Source organism: Flavobacterium segetis, assembly GCF_900129575.1.
GTDB lineage: Bacteria > Bacteroidota > Bacteroidia > Flavobacteriales > Flavobacteriaceae > Flavobacterium > Flavobacterium segetis.
This window is the reverse complement of record NZ_FQWE01000003.1, coordinates 360,597-377,616: the sequence shown is the minus strand read 5'-3', so window position 1 is coordinate 377,616 and position 17,020 is coordinate 360,597. Positions and strand designations below refer to the sequence as shown.

At 32.5% G+C, this 17,020-nt stretch carries 12 protein-coding genes; 2 read left to right on the top strand and 10 right to left on the bottom strand.

Annotated features, from left to right (window positions below; translation table 11 throughout):
* Positions 1-282 precede the first annotated feature (282 nt).
* The 6 genes from BUA99_RS06015 to BUA99_RS05990 all read right to left on the bottom strand — a co-directional run bounded on the left by BUA99_RS06015 (position 283) and on the right by BUA99_RS05990 (position 10,644).
* Positions 283-2,550 carry a helix-turn-helix domain-containing protein gene (locus tag BUA99_RS06015; protein ID WP_072989536.1) on the bottom strand — a complete coding sequence of 756 codons (2,268 nt, stop codon included), beginning with the start codon at positions 2,548-2,550 and terminating at the stop codon, positions 283-285.
* A 301-nt stretch (positions 2,551-2,851) separates the two neighbouring features.
* Positions 2,852-3,409, bottom strand: coding sequence for an OmpH/Skp family outer membrane protein (locus BUA99_RS06010; protein WP_072989757.1), 558 nt, complete (start codon positions 3,407-3,409; stop codon positions 2,852-2,854).
* Positions 3,410-3,696: 287 nt separating this feature from the next.
* Positions 3,697-4,545 (bottom strand): class I SAM-dependent methyltransferase, encoded by an 849-nt coding sequence (locus BUA99_RS06005; RefSeq protein WP_072989534.1) that lies wholly within the window; start codon positions 4,543-4,545, stop codon positions 3,697-3,699.
* Positions 4,546-4,923: 378 nt separating this feature from the next.
* Complete coding sequence (gene mnmG / locus BUA99_RS06000) at positions 4,924-6,795, bottom strand: tRNA uridine-5-carboxymethylaminomethyl(34) synthesis enzyme MnmG (RefSeq protein ID WP_072989532.1); 1,872 nt, start codon at positions 6,793-6,795, stop codon at positions 4,924-4,926.
* A gap of 133 nt (positions 6,796-6,928) precedes the next feature.
* Positions 6,929-7,351: an rRNA maturation RNase YbeY gene (ybeY, locus tag BUA99_RS05995; RefSeq protein WP_072989529.1), complete on the bottom strand. Its 423-nt coding sequence runs from the start codon at positions 7,349-7,351 to the stop codon at positions 6,929-6,931.
* On the bottom strand, positions 7,348-10,644 hold the full coding sequence (locus BUA99_RS05990; RefSeq protein ID WP_072989526.1) for a DUF4175 family protein: 3,297 nt from the start codon (positions 10,642-10,644) through the stop codon (positions 7,348-7,350). Before BUA99_RS05990 ends, ybeY begins: the two co-directional genes overlap by 4 nt.
* 218 nt (positions 10,645-10,862) lie before the next feature.
* Between BUA99_RS05990 and gltX the strand changes: the two genes are divergently transcribed.
* Positions 10,863-12,368 (top strand): glutamate--tRNA ligase, encoded by a 1,506-nt coding sequence (gltX, locus tag BUA99_RS05985; RefSeq protein ID WP_072989524.1) that lies wholly within the window; start codon positions 10,863-10,865, stop codon positions 12,366-12,368.
* A gap of 211 nt (positions 12,369-12,579) precedes the next feature.
* Positions 12,580-13,560: an SPFH domain-containing protein gene (locus BUA99_RS05980; RefSeq protein ID WP_072989754.1), complete on the top strand. Its 981-nt coding sequence runs from the start codon at positions 12,580-12,582 to the stop codon at positions 13,558-13,560.
* 23 nt (positions 13,561-13,583) lie between these two features.
* Here BUA99_RS05980 and BUA99_RS05975 read toward each other — a convergent pair whose 3' ends face one another.
* From BUA99_RS05975 to BUA99_RS05960, 4 genes are all read right to left on the bottom strand, one after another.
* The gene (locus BUA99_RS05975; RefSeq protein ID WP_072989751.1) at positions 13,584-13,853 is read right to left on the bottom strand and encodes a DUF6327 family protein; all 270 of its coding nucleotides are present in this window, start codon (positions 13,851-13,853) and stop codon (positions 13,584-13,586) included.
* A 3-nt stretch (positions 13,854-13,856) separates the two neighbouring features.
* Positions 13,857-14,207, bottom strand: coding sequence for a competence protein (locus tag BUA99_RS05970; RefSeq protein ID WP_072989522.1), 351 nt, complete (start codon positions 14,205-14,207; stop codon positions 13,857-13,859).
* 35 nt (positions 14,208-14,242) lie between these two features.
* Positions 14,243-14,572, bottom strand: coding sequence for a YtxH domain-containing protein (locus BUA99_RS05965; RefSeq protein ID WP_072989519.1), 330 nt, complete (start codon positions 14,570-14,572; stop codon positions 14,243-14,245).
* Positions 14,573-14,875: 303 nt separating this feature from the next.
* Positions 14,876-16,978, bottom strand: a complete 2,103-nt coding sequence (locus BUA99_RS05960; RefSeq protein WP_072989518.1) for a glutamine--tRNA ligase/YqeY domain fusion protein — start codon at positions 16,976-16,978, stop codon at positions 14,876-14,878.
* Positions 16,979-17,020: the final 42 nt, after the last annotated feature.

Below are 17,020 nucleotides of genomic sequence, written 5' to 3'. Positions count from 1 at the left end.
CTAATTAATACTTTTATATAGGAACGCGAATAGGATATCTAAAATTTTCCTTACTAATTTAAAAATACTTTATGACAATTAGTGCCTATAATCTCCATTTTGACTTCTAAATTTAAAATAACACTACTGAAAAACATTAGCCTCTAGTAGCCCTGATTGGAGCGGCATCCTTTTACAAAGCTTCGAGCTTTTAAAAGCGGGAAGCTTTGTAAAAGATAGAGCGGAAAGCAGGACAAAAAGTTACTGAAATACTAAAAAGTTTTGCTCCTATTGTTTAACATCTTAATTCAAACTCGCCTTGAACATTCTCGCTTCGTTCCACGTGAATTTTTCACTATTTTTTTCCATTAGCGCGTTTAGCGATTCTTCCTTATAACCATCAAATGCATCAGCGAGTATTTGGATTTTATCGGCACTTAAAACTTCCGAAATAGAAACCGCTTTAGTTTGTATTAACTGTACAAAGTGACCGTAGATAGTCTGCTTTGTAAGCACTCTAATTGTCGCAATATCAGCAATGGAATTTTTGTCTACCCATAAATCATAGGTTTCCTGAATAGTTGATTTTTTGGGAACTTTAGTTTTAGATTTTTTTGAGGTGTAGCGTTCTACATCTTTGCCATCATCTATTAGAGTAACATTTAGTTTTTTAAACTGTTCCTGAATAGCGGTTGTTTTTCTGCTAATATATTGTTTGATTTCTGCAGATGTCAACTTTTCTTTGGAAATTGTTTCTCCAGCAACGACGGTTTCTATTAGTAATTTAGCTTTCATTAATTGCAAAACGGCTTTAGTTTGCCAATCTTCTAAAACAACTAATTCTTCATAATAGGATTTTGCTTTTTTGCTTCGCTGCACTTCTTCGATTTTCCATAGAATTTCAAAAACTAAATCATCCAATGGTTTGATAAAATAACTATAAGCAGCTTCAATACGCTCCGATACATGATGTAAATCGACTGTTTCTTGACTAAAAAGTTTATTTAACTGCGAAATAAATTTTCTGGATGGCTCCAAAAGTTGTTCCATATGCTCCATTTGCTTTGTTGCCCAAACTACTTGTTTAGACTTAACCGAAGTTTCGCTATTCTCATTGTAACTGAATTTATGATTGCGCCATTCTTGGGCTAAATCGATCCAGTTGAAACTGCTAATTAAATAGTTGTGAATAAAATTTTTAGTTTCAAAATGTAAAGCATTTTCTAAAAAGTCATCAGTAGCCTTATTTAAAGAATAGTCCATTACATCTTGATCGTTTGAAATACCATTCATCCTCAAAGGAGAAAGCAAAATTAGACCTTCTAAAGAACGCAAACGAGACAATGCTACGTACGCTTGGCCAGGCAGAAAAACTTGTGAAACATCAAGTGCTGCTTTGTCAAAAGTCAAACCTTGGCTTTTATGTACTGTAATAGCCCATGCTAATTTTATAGGATAATGAACAAAAGTTCCTAAAACCTCTTCCTCAATTTCCTTGGTAGTTTCATCAACTTTGTATCTAATATTTTTCCACTCATACTTGACTACCTCGATTGTTTTATTTTCATCAGGAAAATGTACTAAGATTTCCTGAGCAGAAAGTGATTTGATAATTCCCATTTTTCCGTTGAAGTAATTCTTATCGAAAGAAAGGTCGTTCTTTATAAACATGACTTGGGCGCCAACTTTTAACTTTAAATCTTGTTCTACTGGATAAATTTTATCTGGAAAGTCGCCAACTATTTCTGGATTGTAAACGACCAATTTCCCACTAAGATCTTCTAAAGCCTGCGCGTTCATTGAATCGGCTTTATTGTTGTGCGTCGTTAGTGTGATATAACCTTTATTTGTTTTTAAATCAAAATCAGGTTTAACATATTGATTAAGCGTTTGTATGTCTTGCTGCGATATTTGGTTATTGCGTAAATTGTTTAAAACGGAGATAAATGTATCATCAGTCTGGCGAAAAATTTTAGACAATTCTATGTATAACGGTGGGTTTTGTTGAACAACGTGAGAATGGAAAAAGAATTTTCCTTTGTAATATGTTTTAAGTGTGCGCCATTCATCATCCCGAATGACAGGCGGAAGCTGCAGTAAATCACCAATATATAATACTTGTACGCCACCAAAAGCTGTATTTTTCTTTCTCACAGATTGCATCATATAATCCATTGCATCTAATAAATCAGAGCGAAGCATGCTAACCTCGTCAATTATTAGTAATTCCATATTCCGAATCACAGATTTCTTCAAACCACTCATTCTAAAATGCCTGCGTAACGTTGCTTTAGTCTCGAATTTTGTATGATCGGAAAATTGGGGTGATGAATTATCTGGTATAAAACCTCCAAACGGCAATTGAAACATCGAGTGAATTGTTACTCCGCCCGCGTTAAGTGCAGCAATACCAGTAGGTGCCACAACTACAGTATTTTTATGTGTAGTTGCAATGATTTCGCGTAAAAGCGTCGTTTTACCTGTGCCTGCTTTTCCGGTGAGAAAAACAGAACGGTGCGTTTGGTTGATAAATCGTAAAGTATAAGCAGCGGCCTCTGATATGGTTTGCATTAGTGTATATATTTGTAGCTAAAGTATTGAAAATTAGATAGTAAATTTTATTTTCACAAAAATAATAAAGCTATATTTCATTTCGTTTTAATTTGGATAGAAAAAGAAACCCTCACCGTTTCGAAATTAATTTTTTCCAGCAATCACAAAGCGATTGTGAGAAGCTTGCTTAAAGCAAAGAAAACTTCGTAAATGATCGCTTGACTGTAACAAACCCGCCCTTAGGACCATGAAATGGTTCTAAAAAAAAACCTTCAATCTAAAATTAGATGAAGGCTTAATTTGATTGGCAGATATAAATTTATTTTTTCACTTCTTCTTTTTTCTCAGCCGATTTGTATTTATCATTCAAAGATTTGATTACTTCCTTTGTAATATCAAATTTATCTTCAGCATATAAAATCGAAGCTGCATCTCCAGTCCCATAAATGTAAGCGTAGCCTTTTTCTTTTCCGTAAGCTTTGATAAATTTCTTAACACCACTAACTAAAGAATCCATTTCTTTTCCACTTTCTTGTTGCAATTCTTGAGACAATGCTTGTTGAGCGTATCCTAATTGTTGCTCTCTTTTTTGTAATTCAGCACCTTTTTTTTGAGCCCATTCTTGACCGTTTGCTTGCGCTTGCGACTGGAAACCAGCTGCCTCTTGTTTAAATCTACTAATCTCAGCCTCAAGTTGGCGTCCTTTTTCTTCTGCCTTAGTTTTATATTTCGCCTCAAGATCTTTAGCCTCTGTATATTGCTTCATTAATTCAGAAGTGTCAACGTAAGCTGTTTTTACTTCTTTAGCTGCTTCTGCAGGTTTGTTGCAAGCAACTACTGAAATTGCTAATCCGATAATTACTAATACTTTTTTAATCATGACCTTTATTGTTTCTTTTTTTGTTATTCGTGAATTTAAATTTGCTTGTTTTTTACTTTTAAGTATTACTGACAAAAATATAAAAAAATTGATAGGATTGACAAATCTTTTAAAATTTGCACTTAATTTGTGATATAAGATTTGATTATTATAAACTCAAATTTGATAATCTAACACTATTAAAAATGGCTTTAATAACTCGCAAATAAAGAAAGTTATTAATTTATCTAACATAGTGCGGGTTTGTAATCAAATCTATTGCTTAAAACTCTTTGAAATGATTTTTACTTATTTTTTAAGACATAAATGTGTGAAGAATACTCAGAATTCCGTTTTGCTTTGAGATTTGATTGTAAACCAATAAAAAATGCTTTTACGAAATTCATTTTACCTGTTTTATATTTCTCTGAAAGTAAGCTCACATAAAACGAATCGAATTTCATGGGAAGGACTTCAATCAATTTAATTTCTTCTTTTTCAAACAATTTTTTTATAGCCGTTTTTGAGAAATGCCAAAAATGAATTGGTACATCATAGGCTGCCCAAAATTTTCCATAGTGCAATGCATCAAAAGATTTAAAATTTGGCACTGCAATAATTAGGGTGCCACTTGATTTTAGTAAACGTTTTAATTCTATTATCTGCTGATCTAAATTGGGAACGTGTTCTAAAACGTGCCACATTGTTATAACATCAAATGAATGATTTTCTAAATCACTTGTTTGTTTGCTAAATGCAATACCTTTTTTTATAGCAATAGCTTTAGCTTTCTCGCTGGGCTCCACTCCTACTGTTTCCCATCCATTATTTTTTACTACTGATAAAAAATCTCCCGTTCCGGCACCAATATCTAAGATTCTACCTTTATGGGGTTGCAATGAATTCACCAAGTTCAATTTCCTAGTCAACGCAATACCTTTAATAAAGTGGTACGTTTTTTCAAAAAAAGTTCGCTTACTATCAGTATGCGAAATATAATCTACGCTTTCATAATACTTTCCTAGATTTTCTAAACTAGGTTGAGGGCGTGTAATTAACATGTCCAATTCTTGGTCGTGATATAAGTCAAATGTCTCTTGAGAAACTGAATAATCTTTAACGGTTAAAAAAGGATCTTTATTTAAAATATTCATTTATTGTTTTTTCTATTGGACTTAATTTTAAAGTATTTAATAAAAACATAATTTAAATTTTTCAATATATTATATTTTTGATTTCCCTGTAATAGCAATGGTTAAGGACGAAGTTTCACGTGGAACAATTGATTTTGGAAATGGGATTGAGATCATAAAAATTATCGGAATACCCTAATGTCCATATTCAAATTGATAACAAATATAAACATGTAAACAATTTATAAGTTGTGACAGTTAGAAGGTATCTCTATCGGACTATTAAAAACCGATAACAGACAACCGATATCAGACAACCGATATCAGACAACCGACAACCGATAACAGACAACCGATAACAGACAACCGATAACAGAAAACAGAAAACCGATAACACAATTACCGTCCCATATAAATCAGTAGTACCGAAACGTCACTTGGAGAAACTCCACTAATCCTGGAAGCTTGCGAAATTGTAACTGGACGTATCTTATTAAGTTTTTGCTTTGCTTCTATCGACATTGATTTAACTTTATCATAATCAAAATTATCTGGGATTTTAACATCTTCTAATCGAAGTAATTTATCAGCGTTGTTTCTCTCCTTTTCGATATAACCCGAATACTTAACTTGTATTTCTGCTTGCTCAATTATTTCTTGATCTAAATCGTTATCAGCAATATAATCCCTTACCTTATCAAACTTCAACATATCATCTATATCAATTTGCGGACGCGAGAAAACCTTAAACATTTTGTCACCTTGTGTAATTAACGCTGTTTCTTTTGCTTCTAAAACTGGATTTGCCTCCGCGACAGAAACACTAGTTTCTCTAAAAAACGAAACCATTTTTTCGCTTTCGTTTAATTTGTGTTCCATTCTACGCAAGCGCTTTTCTGACGCTAAGCCTATTTCATGCGACATCGGTGTCAACCTGAAATCAGCATTGTCTTGTCGCAATAATGTTCTATACTCGGCACGAGACGTAAACATTCTGTAAGGTTCATCAGTTCCCTTAGTAATTAAATCGTCTATTAGAACACCAATGTACGCTTCATCTCTCTTTAAAATCAAAGGTGCTTTTTCATTGATTTTTAAATGTGCATTGATTCCTGCCATCAGCCCTTGTGAAGCTGCCTCTTCATAACCAGTTGTCCCATTAATCTGACCAGCGAAATACAATCCCTCAATTAGCTTCGTTTCTAAAGTATGTTTCAACTGCGTGGGCGGAAAATAATCATATTCAATTGCATAACCTGGTCTAAAAAATTTTACTTTTTCAAAACCGACAACGCTACGCAAAGCTTTAAATTGGATGTCCTCGGGTAATGATGTTGAAAATCCATTTACATATACCTCACAAGTTTTCCACCCCTCAGGTTCTATAAATAATTGATGTCTTTCTTTATCGGCAAAACGATTAATTTTATCTTCTATTGAAGGACAATATCTTGGACCTAAACTTTTAATTCTACCATTAAACATTGGTGAACGATCAAAACCTTCTCTTAACACATCATGCACTGCTAAAGAAGTGTAAGTCATATGACAAGAACGCTGCTGAATTAATGGCGAAGTAACATCAGAATAAGAGAACTTATCCGGTTTTGCGTCACCCTTTTCTTCGTTCATTTTAGAGTAATCTAATGAGCGGCCATCTACTCTGGGCGGAGTTCCTGTTTTCATTCGACCCGCCTCAAAACCTACGGCAATTAAATCCTCAGTTATTCCATGCGATGCAGTTTCGCCAGCTCTTCCACCACCAAATTGCTTTTCGCCAATATGAATCAAACCATTCAAAAAAGTTCCATTAGTTAAAACAACGGACTTTGATCTAATCTCTAATCCTAGAGAAGTACGTATACCTTTGACTCTTCCGTTTTCGATTATTAGGCCCTTTACCATCTCCTGATAAAAATCAAGATTAGGTGTTCCCTCTAACATCATTCGCCATTCTTCTGCAAAACGCATACGATCGCTTTGAACTCTTGGAGACCACATAGCAGGACCTTTTGATTTATTCAACATTTTAAACTGAATTGCCGTCCTATCTGATACTATACCAGAATAACCGCCAAGGGCATCAATTTCACGTACGATTTGTCCTTTTGCAATACCGCCCATTGCAGGGTTGCAAGACATTTGCGCTATATTTTGCAAACTCATGGTGACCAATAAAGTTTTTGAACCCAAGTTTGCCGCCGCTGCTGCAGCCTCCGAACCAGCGTGACCGGCACCAACGACTATTACATCATATTCTTCTAGAAACATTTTTTTATATAAATTAACCCAAATGCGGGTTGTTATTTTGTAGTGCTGTTTTGTTCCACGTGAAACAAAAAAATCTATTCCAATTTATCATGAATGTTCCACGTGAAACATTTTATTTAATTATAAGAAAATATCATTCTCGTTCCACGTGGAACAACATAATTTTTTCGTCTTCTTTACTTCGCATTAGTATTTCTTCGACCTCTCCTTTATCTTTGTAACCGCAATAATGCAATATACCATGTACCAACACACGTTTCAATTCCTCGTCAAAAGGAACGTTAAAGTCAAAAGCGTTGTCTTTCACTCTTTCAATAGAAATGAAACAATCACCACTAATTTCGTTTCCCATCGTATAATCAAAACTTATGACATCGGTAAGAGTATCGTGCTTTAAATACTCTAAATTTATTTTGTGCAAGTATTCATCATCACAAAAAATATAGCTGATTTCTCCTTCTTTTTTATTTTCTGAAAGAATCACACCTGACAACCAAGCAGCAATCGCCTCTTCGTTATCTAAATTAAAATCTGTCTCGTAATTAAAATTGATCATTTTTTATTGAAATATTCTTGAACTTTTTGATTAAAATTCGAGCGCAAAGGTAATGATTGTCTATTTAATATTTCGATACTGTTTAAATAATCTATTAATACAGGAGGTAATGCGTTTGACCTATTTTCAAACTCTTTTTTATTACCTTCAGCCTGCCGCTTATTTTCCTCGCCTTGCTTTTGCAATGCTGAATCTAGTTTTAATAAATCTTGTTTGATGTTTAATATTCTTTGCAACGTTTCATTTTTAAATCCCTTATTTAGTATCTCTTTTTCTAATTGCTTCATTTTCTCTAAAGCGCTTTGACCATTGCCCCCGAGACCATTTTTTTCGAGTTCGTTTTGTAACGATTCTCGCAACTCTCTTTGCTCTTTATATATTTTCATTATGGCCTCAGCATCACCTTCGCCACTTTCACCCTCTTTTCCTCCATCACCATTACTGCCCCGCGTGCCATCTTTACCTTTTTCTCCATCACCAGGTTTCTTACCTTTTTCTATTCCATTCTTGATCTTATCTCCTAGCGCTCCTTGTTTCTTAATAATATCTGGTAACTGCATCCCATCCCCTTGTCCTGGTTTTGGTTTTCCAATGCCCGACATTTGCATTTGCATCTTTGACAAAATATTACTTAAAAAATCAGCTAATTTATTTGCTGCAGCCACAGTATATTGCTGATGAGACAATCCTCTTGAAACTTGCGCATCAGCAAAACTACTAAGCGATTTATCAACATTATAAATTACATTCCCTATTTCCTTCGTAATGTCCTCAGCAATTTTAGGATTACGTAATGACATTGCAAACAAACTATCATCAACATGTTTAAACTGCAACTTCAAATCTTGCTGTGTTCTAATATTTTTATTAAAGGCAGGAGAACCTGATTTAAATTTTCTAAACTGTTTCATTAAGTCTTCCTGAGATAAGGAAAAAGCTAAAAGATTATCGAGAACTTGACGCATCATTGCAACATCTTCTTGCAACTGTTCCATCTCTGAACTCTCCATGCTTTCCGACATTTTTTGAGCCATCTCCTTCATTTTTTTTGCTGCACTTTTCTGTTTTAACTTAGCATTCGCCTTATTGTCCTTCTTTAATTCTTCAATCGCTTTGTTCAAATCTTGCTCTGTACTCTTCTCTTTTGAAGTATCATCAGGAAGGTCAATTGGAGTTTTTAAATCCTTATTCTCTTTTTTTAACTCATCCAAACTTTCCTTTATTTTATCAAACTCAGCATTAACAATCTCTTGCTTTTTGACGTCAGCTCGCATTAATTCATTACTCAAATCATCCTGCTTTTTAGCAAGATTATCTAATTTATCAGCGATTTGTTTAGATTTCTTTTCTACATAAAACTTTTTAGTAAGCTCCACTAACTGCTCAAGACTTTTAGTTTGGTTTTTGCTATTCTGTTTGAATTGACCTAATTTATCTAATAATTGCTCCTCTTTTATTTTATTGTTAAGATCCTTTAATTCATCTAATAGTTTCTTATTTTTCTCCAATTCTTGTTCGACCTTTTCTAATCGTTTTTGTAACTCTTTTTTATCAGCGTCATTTGAATCGGTTTTAAATTTTTCTAAATTTTCATTTACTTTTTTTGCAAATTCTTTCATCATATCATCTTGCTTATTTTGACGATTAATGAAATCATTGATTTTTTGCTGATCTTTAAAATCAAAAGACTCTTTTTCCTTTCCTAAACGTTGTAACTTTTCTATCTCAAAATTTTGCTTATCTTGAGTTTTTAAAGTTTTTTCTAATCCTTTTATATTTTCATTTTGCTGCTCCAATATTAAATCTTGCTTTTCTTCATCTGTACTAACACGATTGGAAAAAACAATTGACTTTGCACTTTTATAATTATGTACTGCATCATTGTCAAATATTTCGAAATAATATTCATAAGCCACACCTTTCTCAACTAATAAATTACTAGGAAAAGAAAAGACAAACTGATCAAAAGATGCATTCTTGATTCCAATTGTTCCACGCCTTGCTTGGGTCTCCTTTCCTTTTTGATAGTAAACAACCTGCAACTTTGAAAAACCATAGTCATCGGCTATTTGACCCAACACAAAATTATTTCCAACCTTCAAACTATCTGGCACATTTCTAACATTAATTGTAGGATACTGATCTTTAACAATAGATAATTGATAATTAAATTTTTCAAAACCTGTAACATTAAAATTAGATGTATTTATTTGATAATCTGCGTTTTGTATAATTACCTTTGATAAACTAAACTTGTTTTCTTGCTTTCGAAATGATAAAATAGAATTACCGTCGTCCCATGTGATTTTATCAGTATTTTGAGTACTTATTTTCCAAGATACTCTTGTCCCTTCCGGAATAACTGCATTGCCAGTTCCTTTGATAATCTCCGCCTTCCTACTTAAATAATTTGGAAAGTTAAGAAGCATTTCAAAATTAACAACCGACGGAACAGACACAACTTTCAATATGTAATCTTGCGACGATACAGAATTTGCCTCTAAATGAAAAACAATATTCTGATTGGGTTTTGACACCTTAAATTCAAACTCTCCAGCCTTCGAAGACTCCATAAAATAGCTCTCCTTCCCTACGTAAATCAATACATCTTCAGGAACCATTTTACCAATAGTCTTGATTTTAATTGCAAAATCTTTACCTTCTTCAGTTTCAAGCTTCGAGTTTAAGACCACAAAATTAAATGGAGCAGGTGCAACAAAAACATTATTGTAATTTACTACTCTGTTAAGACTTTGAGAAATCACATTACCATTACCTGAAAAATAGAATAAAGCAAATAAAATTACAGGCACTATAACCACTGAAACATATTTCTTATTCCCTTTAAAATCAATGGCATTATTAAAAGGAATAGGCTGTAATAATTTTGCTCTTTGATCAATTGAAGCACTAATCAATTCTGATTTTACACTTTGTTCTAACGGATTGGCCAATTGCAAGAAATTAGTTAACTTATCACTTACCTCACCAAAATGTTTTCCTATAATTGAAGACGCTTCATTGTGGTTTATTCCTTTTTTAAATTTAAGCAACTTAAATATTGGAAACATAATAAATCGAAACATCAAAAGTGATTCAACAACAATAAAGCACCAAAATAAAATTGCTCTTGCCGCAGGCTTTAACCACAAGAAGTATTCAATGAATAGCGTAAATAAAAAATACAACAAGCCTAATCCAACAAAAAAAATACAGCCGCGAATGAGCTTATTTGTGTAAAATTTCCTTATAAAAGCTTCTAATTTTTGATAAATAACTTGTTGATGCTCCACAATATATAGTTTGGATTTTATAACCACTAAAAGTACTAATTTAATATGATTTAATTTGAATGAGTTTTTAGCTCTCAAAATTAGTCTTTACCAAGTGTGCACCTTTAATAACGCTAAGAATAAAACTGTTCTTTAATACGCACTCACCACTAGTAGATGCTTAATTTTGAAGTATCACTTTTATTTTTAGAATTGTATCTTTGTACAAAAATCAAGAAATGTCTAAACAAGTTCGGGTGCGTTTTGCACCAAGTCCAACTGGACCTTTACATATTGGTGGAGTTCGCACCGCTCTTTTCAATTATCTGTTTGCTAAAAAAAATAATGGAGTTTTCTTTCTAAGAATTGAAGATACGGATCAAGCACGTTTCGTTGCTGGCGCGGAAGAATATATTTTAGAAGCCTTAAACTGGTTAGGTATTGCTCCAGATGAAACCATTGGAAAAAATGAAAAACATGGACCTTATCGTCAAAGTGAACGAAAAGAAATCTATCAAAAATATGCTCAAGAGCTAATCACTTCAGGAAATGCCTACTATGCTTTTGACACTCCTGAAGATTTAGAATTAGCGAGAAAAGAGGAAGAGGAACAAGGAAAAACATTTATTTACAACCATCACAACAGAGAGAAACTTGACACTTCTTTACGTATTTCTGAAACTGAAATCAATCAACGATTAACAAATGGCGAACATTATGTCATTCGGTTTAAAACACCTGTTAATGAAATTTTACATCTTCATGACATCATACGTGGAGATGTAAAATTCGACACGAACCTTTTAGATGACAAAGTTCTGTTCAAAAGTGATGGTATGCCAACGTACCATTTAGCTAATATTATTGATGACCATTTAATGGAAACCTCTCATGTAATTCGTGGTGAAGAATGGCTGCCATCAATGCCTCTGCACGTTTTGTTGTATAGAGCTTTTAATTGGCAAGCGCCAGAATTTGCCCATTTGCCACTAATAATGAAACCCATTGGAAATGGAAAATTGTCAAAACGCGATGGCGACAAAATGGGATTTCCTGTATTCCCTTTAGATTGGAAAACAAACGAAGGAATATCATCTGGTTATAGAGAAAATGGATTTTTTCCTGAAACGGTTATCAACTTTTTAGCACTACTTGGTTGGAATGATGGCACTGAAAAAGAATTATTTTCTTTAAAAGAATTAGTACGATCATTTGATATAAATCGAGTCCACAAAGCAGGTGCAAAATTTGATCCAGAAAAAAATAAATGGTTCAATCATCAATATTTAATCAAACAAACGGATTCAGATTTGGCCTCTGCCTTCACTCCTACCTTGATTGACAAAGGAATAGTAATATCAAAAGAAAAATTAATAAAAATTGTCTCTTTAATCAAAGAACGTGCACATTTTGTTTCAGAATTTTGGGAATTAAGTAACTTCTTTTTTGTAGCTCCAACAGTTTATGATGAAAAAGCACTCAAAAACTGGAAGACCGAAACACCTAAATTGATGGAGGAATTAATCTCTGTTCTACAAGAAATTATGGATTTCACATCTATAAATATTGAAACAATAGTGAAAGAATGGATGACAACAAACGAAATTGGAATGGGTAAAGTAATGCAACCCTTTAGACTAAGTGTAGTTGGAGCACTTAAAGGCCCTCATTTATTTGATATCGTTGAAATCATTGGGAAAGAAGAAACTATTAATAGAATTAAAACAACAATAAATACCTTATAACATATAAAAGTCCCGAATTTAACGGGACTTTTTTTATCAAACTATTTCAATTAGTAAAGGGTCTCACCGTACTTTAAATTAAAACTACAAAAATAAACATTATCAATTATTTAGACAACTAATATCTTTATCATAAAATTTTGCAGTATTCCAAACAAAGCCCAACTTTTGTTGTAAATTGTCAGTTAACTTAAATTTAAATACAAGAGATATGAACATTACATTAATTATCCTATCCGTACTTGGATTTTTTATTTTACTCTCGGCATTCTTTACCGTTAAACAACAAACAGCGGTAGTAATTGAGCGTTTTGGAAAATTTCTAAGTATAAGACAATCTGGTCTACATCTTAAAATTCCTCTTATTGATCGAATTGCTGGCAGAGTAAATCTTAAAATCCAACAGTTAGATGTTATTATCGAAACAAAAACTAAAGATAATGTTTTTGTTAAACTAAAAGTTTCAGTCCAATTTATGGTAATCAAAGAAACTGTTTATGATGCATTCTATAAATTAGAATATCCACACGATCAAATCACTTCTTATGTGTTTGATGTTGTGCGTGCAGAAGTTCCTAAATTAAAATTAGATGACGTTTTTGAACGTAAAGATGACATTGCTATAGCTGTAAAAAGAGAATTAAATGAAGCAATGACCACTTACGGTTACACGATCATTAATACCCTAGTAACAGATATTGATCCAGATATTCAGGTGAAAAATGCTATGAACAGGATAAATGCTGCTGATAGAGAAAAAACGGTAGCTGAATTTGAAGCTGAAGCATCTAGAATTAGAATTGTTGCTAAAGCGGAGGCTGAGGCAGAAAGCAAAAGATTACAAGGACAAGGGATTGCTAATCAAAGAAGAGAAATTGCCAAAGGTCTAGTGGAAAGTGTAGATGTTTTAAACAGAGTTGGAATCAATTCTCAAGAAGCATCAGCATTAATTGTAGTAACGCAACACTACGATACGTTGCAGGCTATTGGCGCTGACGCTAACTCTAATTTAATTCTATTGCCTAACTCACCTCAAGCCGGAAGCGACATGCTAAATAATATGATCGCCTCATTTAGTGCCTCTAATCAAGTGGGAGAATTAATGAAAAAGAAAAATACTAAAGACCAAAGAAAAAGGGAGAGTAATTACGAATTACCTGAATCTCCTGAAGAACCGGAAGATGAAGAGTAAACGATTTACAATAAAAAAGAGGCTTAATTGCCTCTTTTTCTTTTAAACCAATTTTTTACAAAAGGTAAAGCTCTATTAAGAACAAAAGGAACAGCTGTAGATATAATTGCTCCATAAGGAATTGATGAGCTATAAGTACTTAATAAATCTGTAACAATGTTTTTTGAGGTTAAACTGTCTTTAGTTTTTTGAACTCCGCTAACTAATTTATGATAACTGATCTCTTTTTCAATTTTTAATATTTCAAGTTCTCTATCAATTTGCTCGTAAGACGTATAATTTTTATTTGTCATCATTTAATCATTAAAAAATATTTCTGAAAACTTCTTTAAAACTGGCTTTTCTCCTATCCTACTCTTTAGCACTATTAAAAATAATGCTATGACTAAAAATAAACCTGCAATTATGAGAAATCCTAGGGGATAATTATCTATATATTTTCCAATTGCTAATGCACCTGCAACGGAGCAAAATAGTAAAACTATAATTAAACAGATAAAAATTATAGAAAATTTTAAGATTACAGAAATTGATTTTACTGCAATCTTAAATCCTAAAAGTTTATAATAAGAAACATTAGTCTTAATATAGTCATGAATGTTTTCTTGGATAAATTCAGTATTTTCTTTAAGTTCTTCAAATGCCATAAAATATTTTTTTCAATTATTAAACAGTAGATTATTTATTTTTGAAGTTTAGCTTTTTGCTTTTTTAAATCAGCCAATTTTTCTTCTAAAAATGAAATAACATCATCTGTTTTATTGCTCATGTTTGATAGTAGATCCTCATAAGTTTCTTCTAAATCAAATTTTGCACTTGATAATTTATCACTCAATTGAGATGAAACAATATCAAACTTGTGATGTAAATCGTTTTTTGCATCATCAAAACCATCTTTAACTTTTCTTCTAGTTTTTGAACCTTTGTCTGGAGCATATAAAATTCCAATTCCAGCTCCTATTGCAATTCCAGCTAAAACAGCAACCAATGTATTTCCCGTATTATTTGACATAATTTGTTTTTTTATAGTTTGTTCTTTAAAGTTACAATAATATTAACAATATTAAGTTAACAACTCGTTAAACTGCATGACAACTATGTAAAAAGCATTTCAAAGCGACATATGAATCGATATTTTAGATATCGCGTAAGTATATGTATTTTAAAAATTATGTTCTTAAAAAGCGTTTATGTTAATAGTTTTTAATAGAAATAATAAATAAAAATCTTGAAATCGATAGTTAAAACTAATAATAATAAAAGCCCTCTTGAAAGAGAGCTTTTAATTTGCGAAATCTATAATAATAATTTGAAATTAAATTTTTCGATCTGCTATTAATTGTAAAACTTTCTCATTTTTCTCTGAAATTTTTAAATCAGAAAGTTGAGTTTCGAAAAGACTATAATTATGGGAATCATTTTGAAGATTTGTAATTGCTGAAATTCTAACTTCAGCTAATTGACTTCTTAGTGACATCGAATATAATTTAGTTAATAAATCTTCTTCAATATCTTTGAACTTAACTTTTTTAGAATGTTGCAATATCAAATTTGAGAACAGTAACGAGTTACTGTCGTTTTTAATATTTTTGACAATTGTGTTTACTAGTAAACTGTAATTATCAATACTTACTATATTTTCAACTATCGCGTGCAAAATCAAAAGAGCATTGTTCTCCTCCTTTTCTTTTACATATTTATTGATTTCTTTTTGCGTATTCATCAATAAATTTTCTTCCTTTTTTCCTTTCTCTTCCCAAGCATCTTTTAAACCAACGGTCTTATTGAATACAATTTTTTCGCTTGTCGAGTCATTGTCCACATTAAAATAACCTAATCGTTGGAACTGGAACTTCTCTCCAGGTTTAGCCTCCGCCAAAGTAGGTTCTACGTACCCCTTAATAACTTCTAACGAATTAGGATTTATAAATTCTAAAAAGTTTTTCTCCTTGTGACTATCAGGCGCTTCATCAATAAATAACCTGTCATATAGACGAACTTCAGTTTCTATTGCATGTTTTATAGAAACCCAGTGAAGTGTTCCAGCAACTTTACGTGTACTCGCTTCATTACCACTTCCACTTTTACTATCAACATCATAAGTAGCATAAATTTCAGTAATATTTCCTGTTTGATCCTTTATAACGCTCTCTCCTTTGATAATGTAAGCATTTTTTAAACGTACCTCCCTACCTAGACTCAACCTAAAAAATTTAGCAGGCGCATCTTCAAGAAAGTCTTCCCTTTCAATATATAGTTCTCTTGAAAAAGGAACTTTTCTATAACCTGATGTTTCATCTTCCTGATTATTTTCAGCGTCTAACCATTCCTCTAAATCGTCAGGATAATTAGAAATAACTAATTTTATAGGATCTAAAACAGCCATAACTCTTGGAGCTATTTTATTTAAATCTTCACGCAAGCAAAATTCTAAAAGTGAATAATCAATGATATTTTCTCTTTTGGCAACGCCAATAATATCACAGAATTTACGAATAGAAGTTGCAGTATAACCCCTTCTTCTTAATCCAGATATGGTAGGCATTCTTGGATCATCCCAACCATGCACAATATTTTCTTGCACTAATTGCAATAGTTTCCGCTTACTCATAACCGTATAATTAAGGTTTAACCGTGCAAATTCATACTGATGTGGTCTAACTCTATTGTTATCATAAATTTGATCCAAAAACCAATTGTATAATTCCCTGTGCATAACAAATTCTAAGGTACAAATTGAATGCGAAATTTGTTCTACATAATCGCTTTCGCCGTGCGCATAATCATACATAGGATAAATATTCCAATTATATCCAGTTCTATGATGATGACGATGTAAAATGCGATACATCAAAGGATCACGCATTAACATATTTGTTGATTTCATATCAATTTTAGCTCTCAACACATGACTTCCTTCAGGATAATCGCCACGCTTCATTGCTTCAAATAGATCTAAATTCTCTTGTACAGACCGACTTCTAAAAGGTCCGTCAACCCCCGGTTGCGTTGGCGTGCCTTTTTGCGTAGCCATTTCTTCAGAAGTCTGACTGTCAACATAAGCTTTACCATTTTTTATCATCTCAACCGCCCATTCATATAACTGCTGAAAATAATCAGAAGAATACAATTCTTCACTCCAGTTAAAACCTAGCCATTTAACATCTTCTTTAATTGCATCAACGTATTCTTGCTCTTCTTTTGCAGGGTTTGTATCATCAAAACGAAGATTCACCGGCGCATTATATTTCAAACCTAAACCAAAGTTCAAGCAAATAGATTTGGCGTGACCTATGTGTAAATAACCATTAGGCTCTGGTGGAAATCGAAAGCGTAATTTATCCTTTGGAAAACCATTAGTTAAACTGTCCTCAATGATTTGTTCTATAAAATGGAGTGATTTTTCTTCGGTTGACATAATTTTTCTTAATTTTAGCAAAGATAAAAAATAGAACATAGA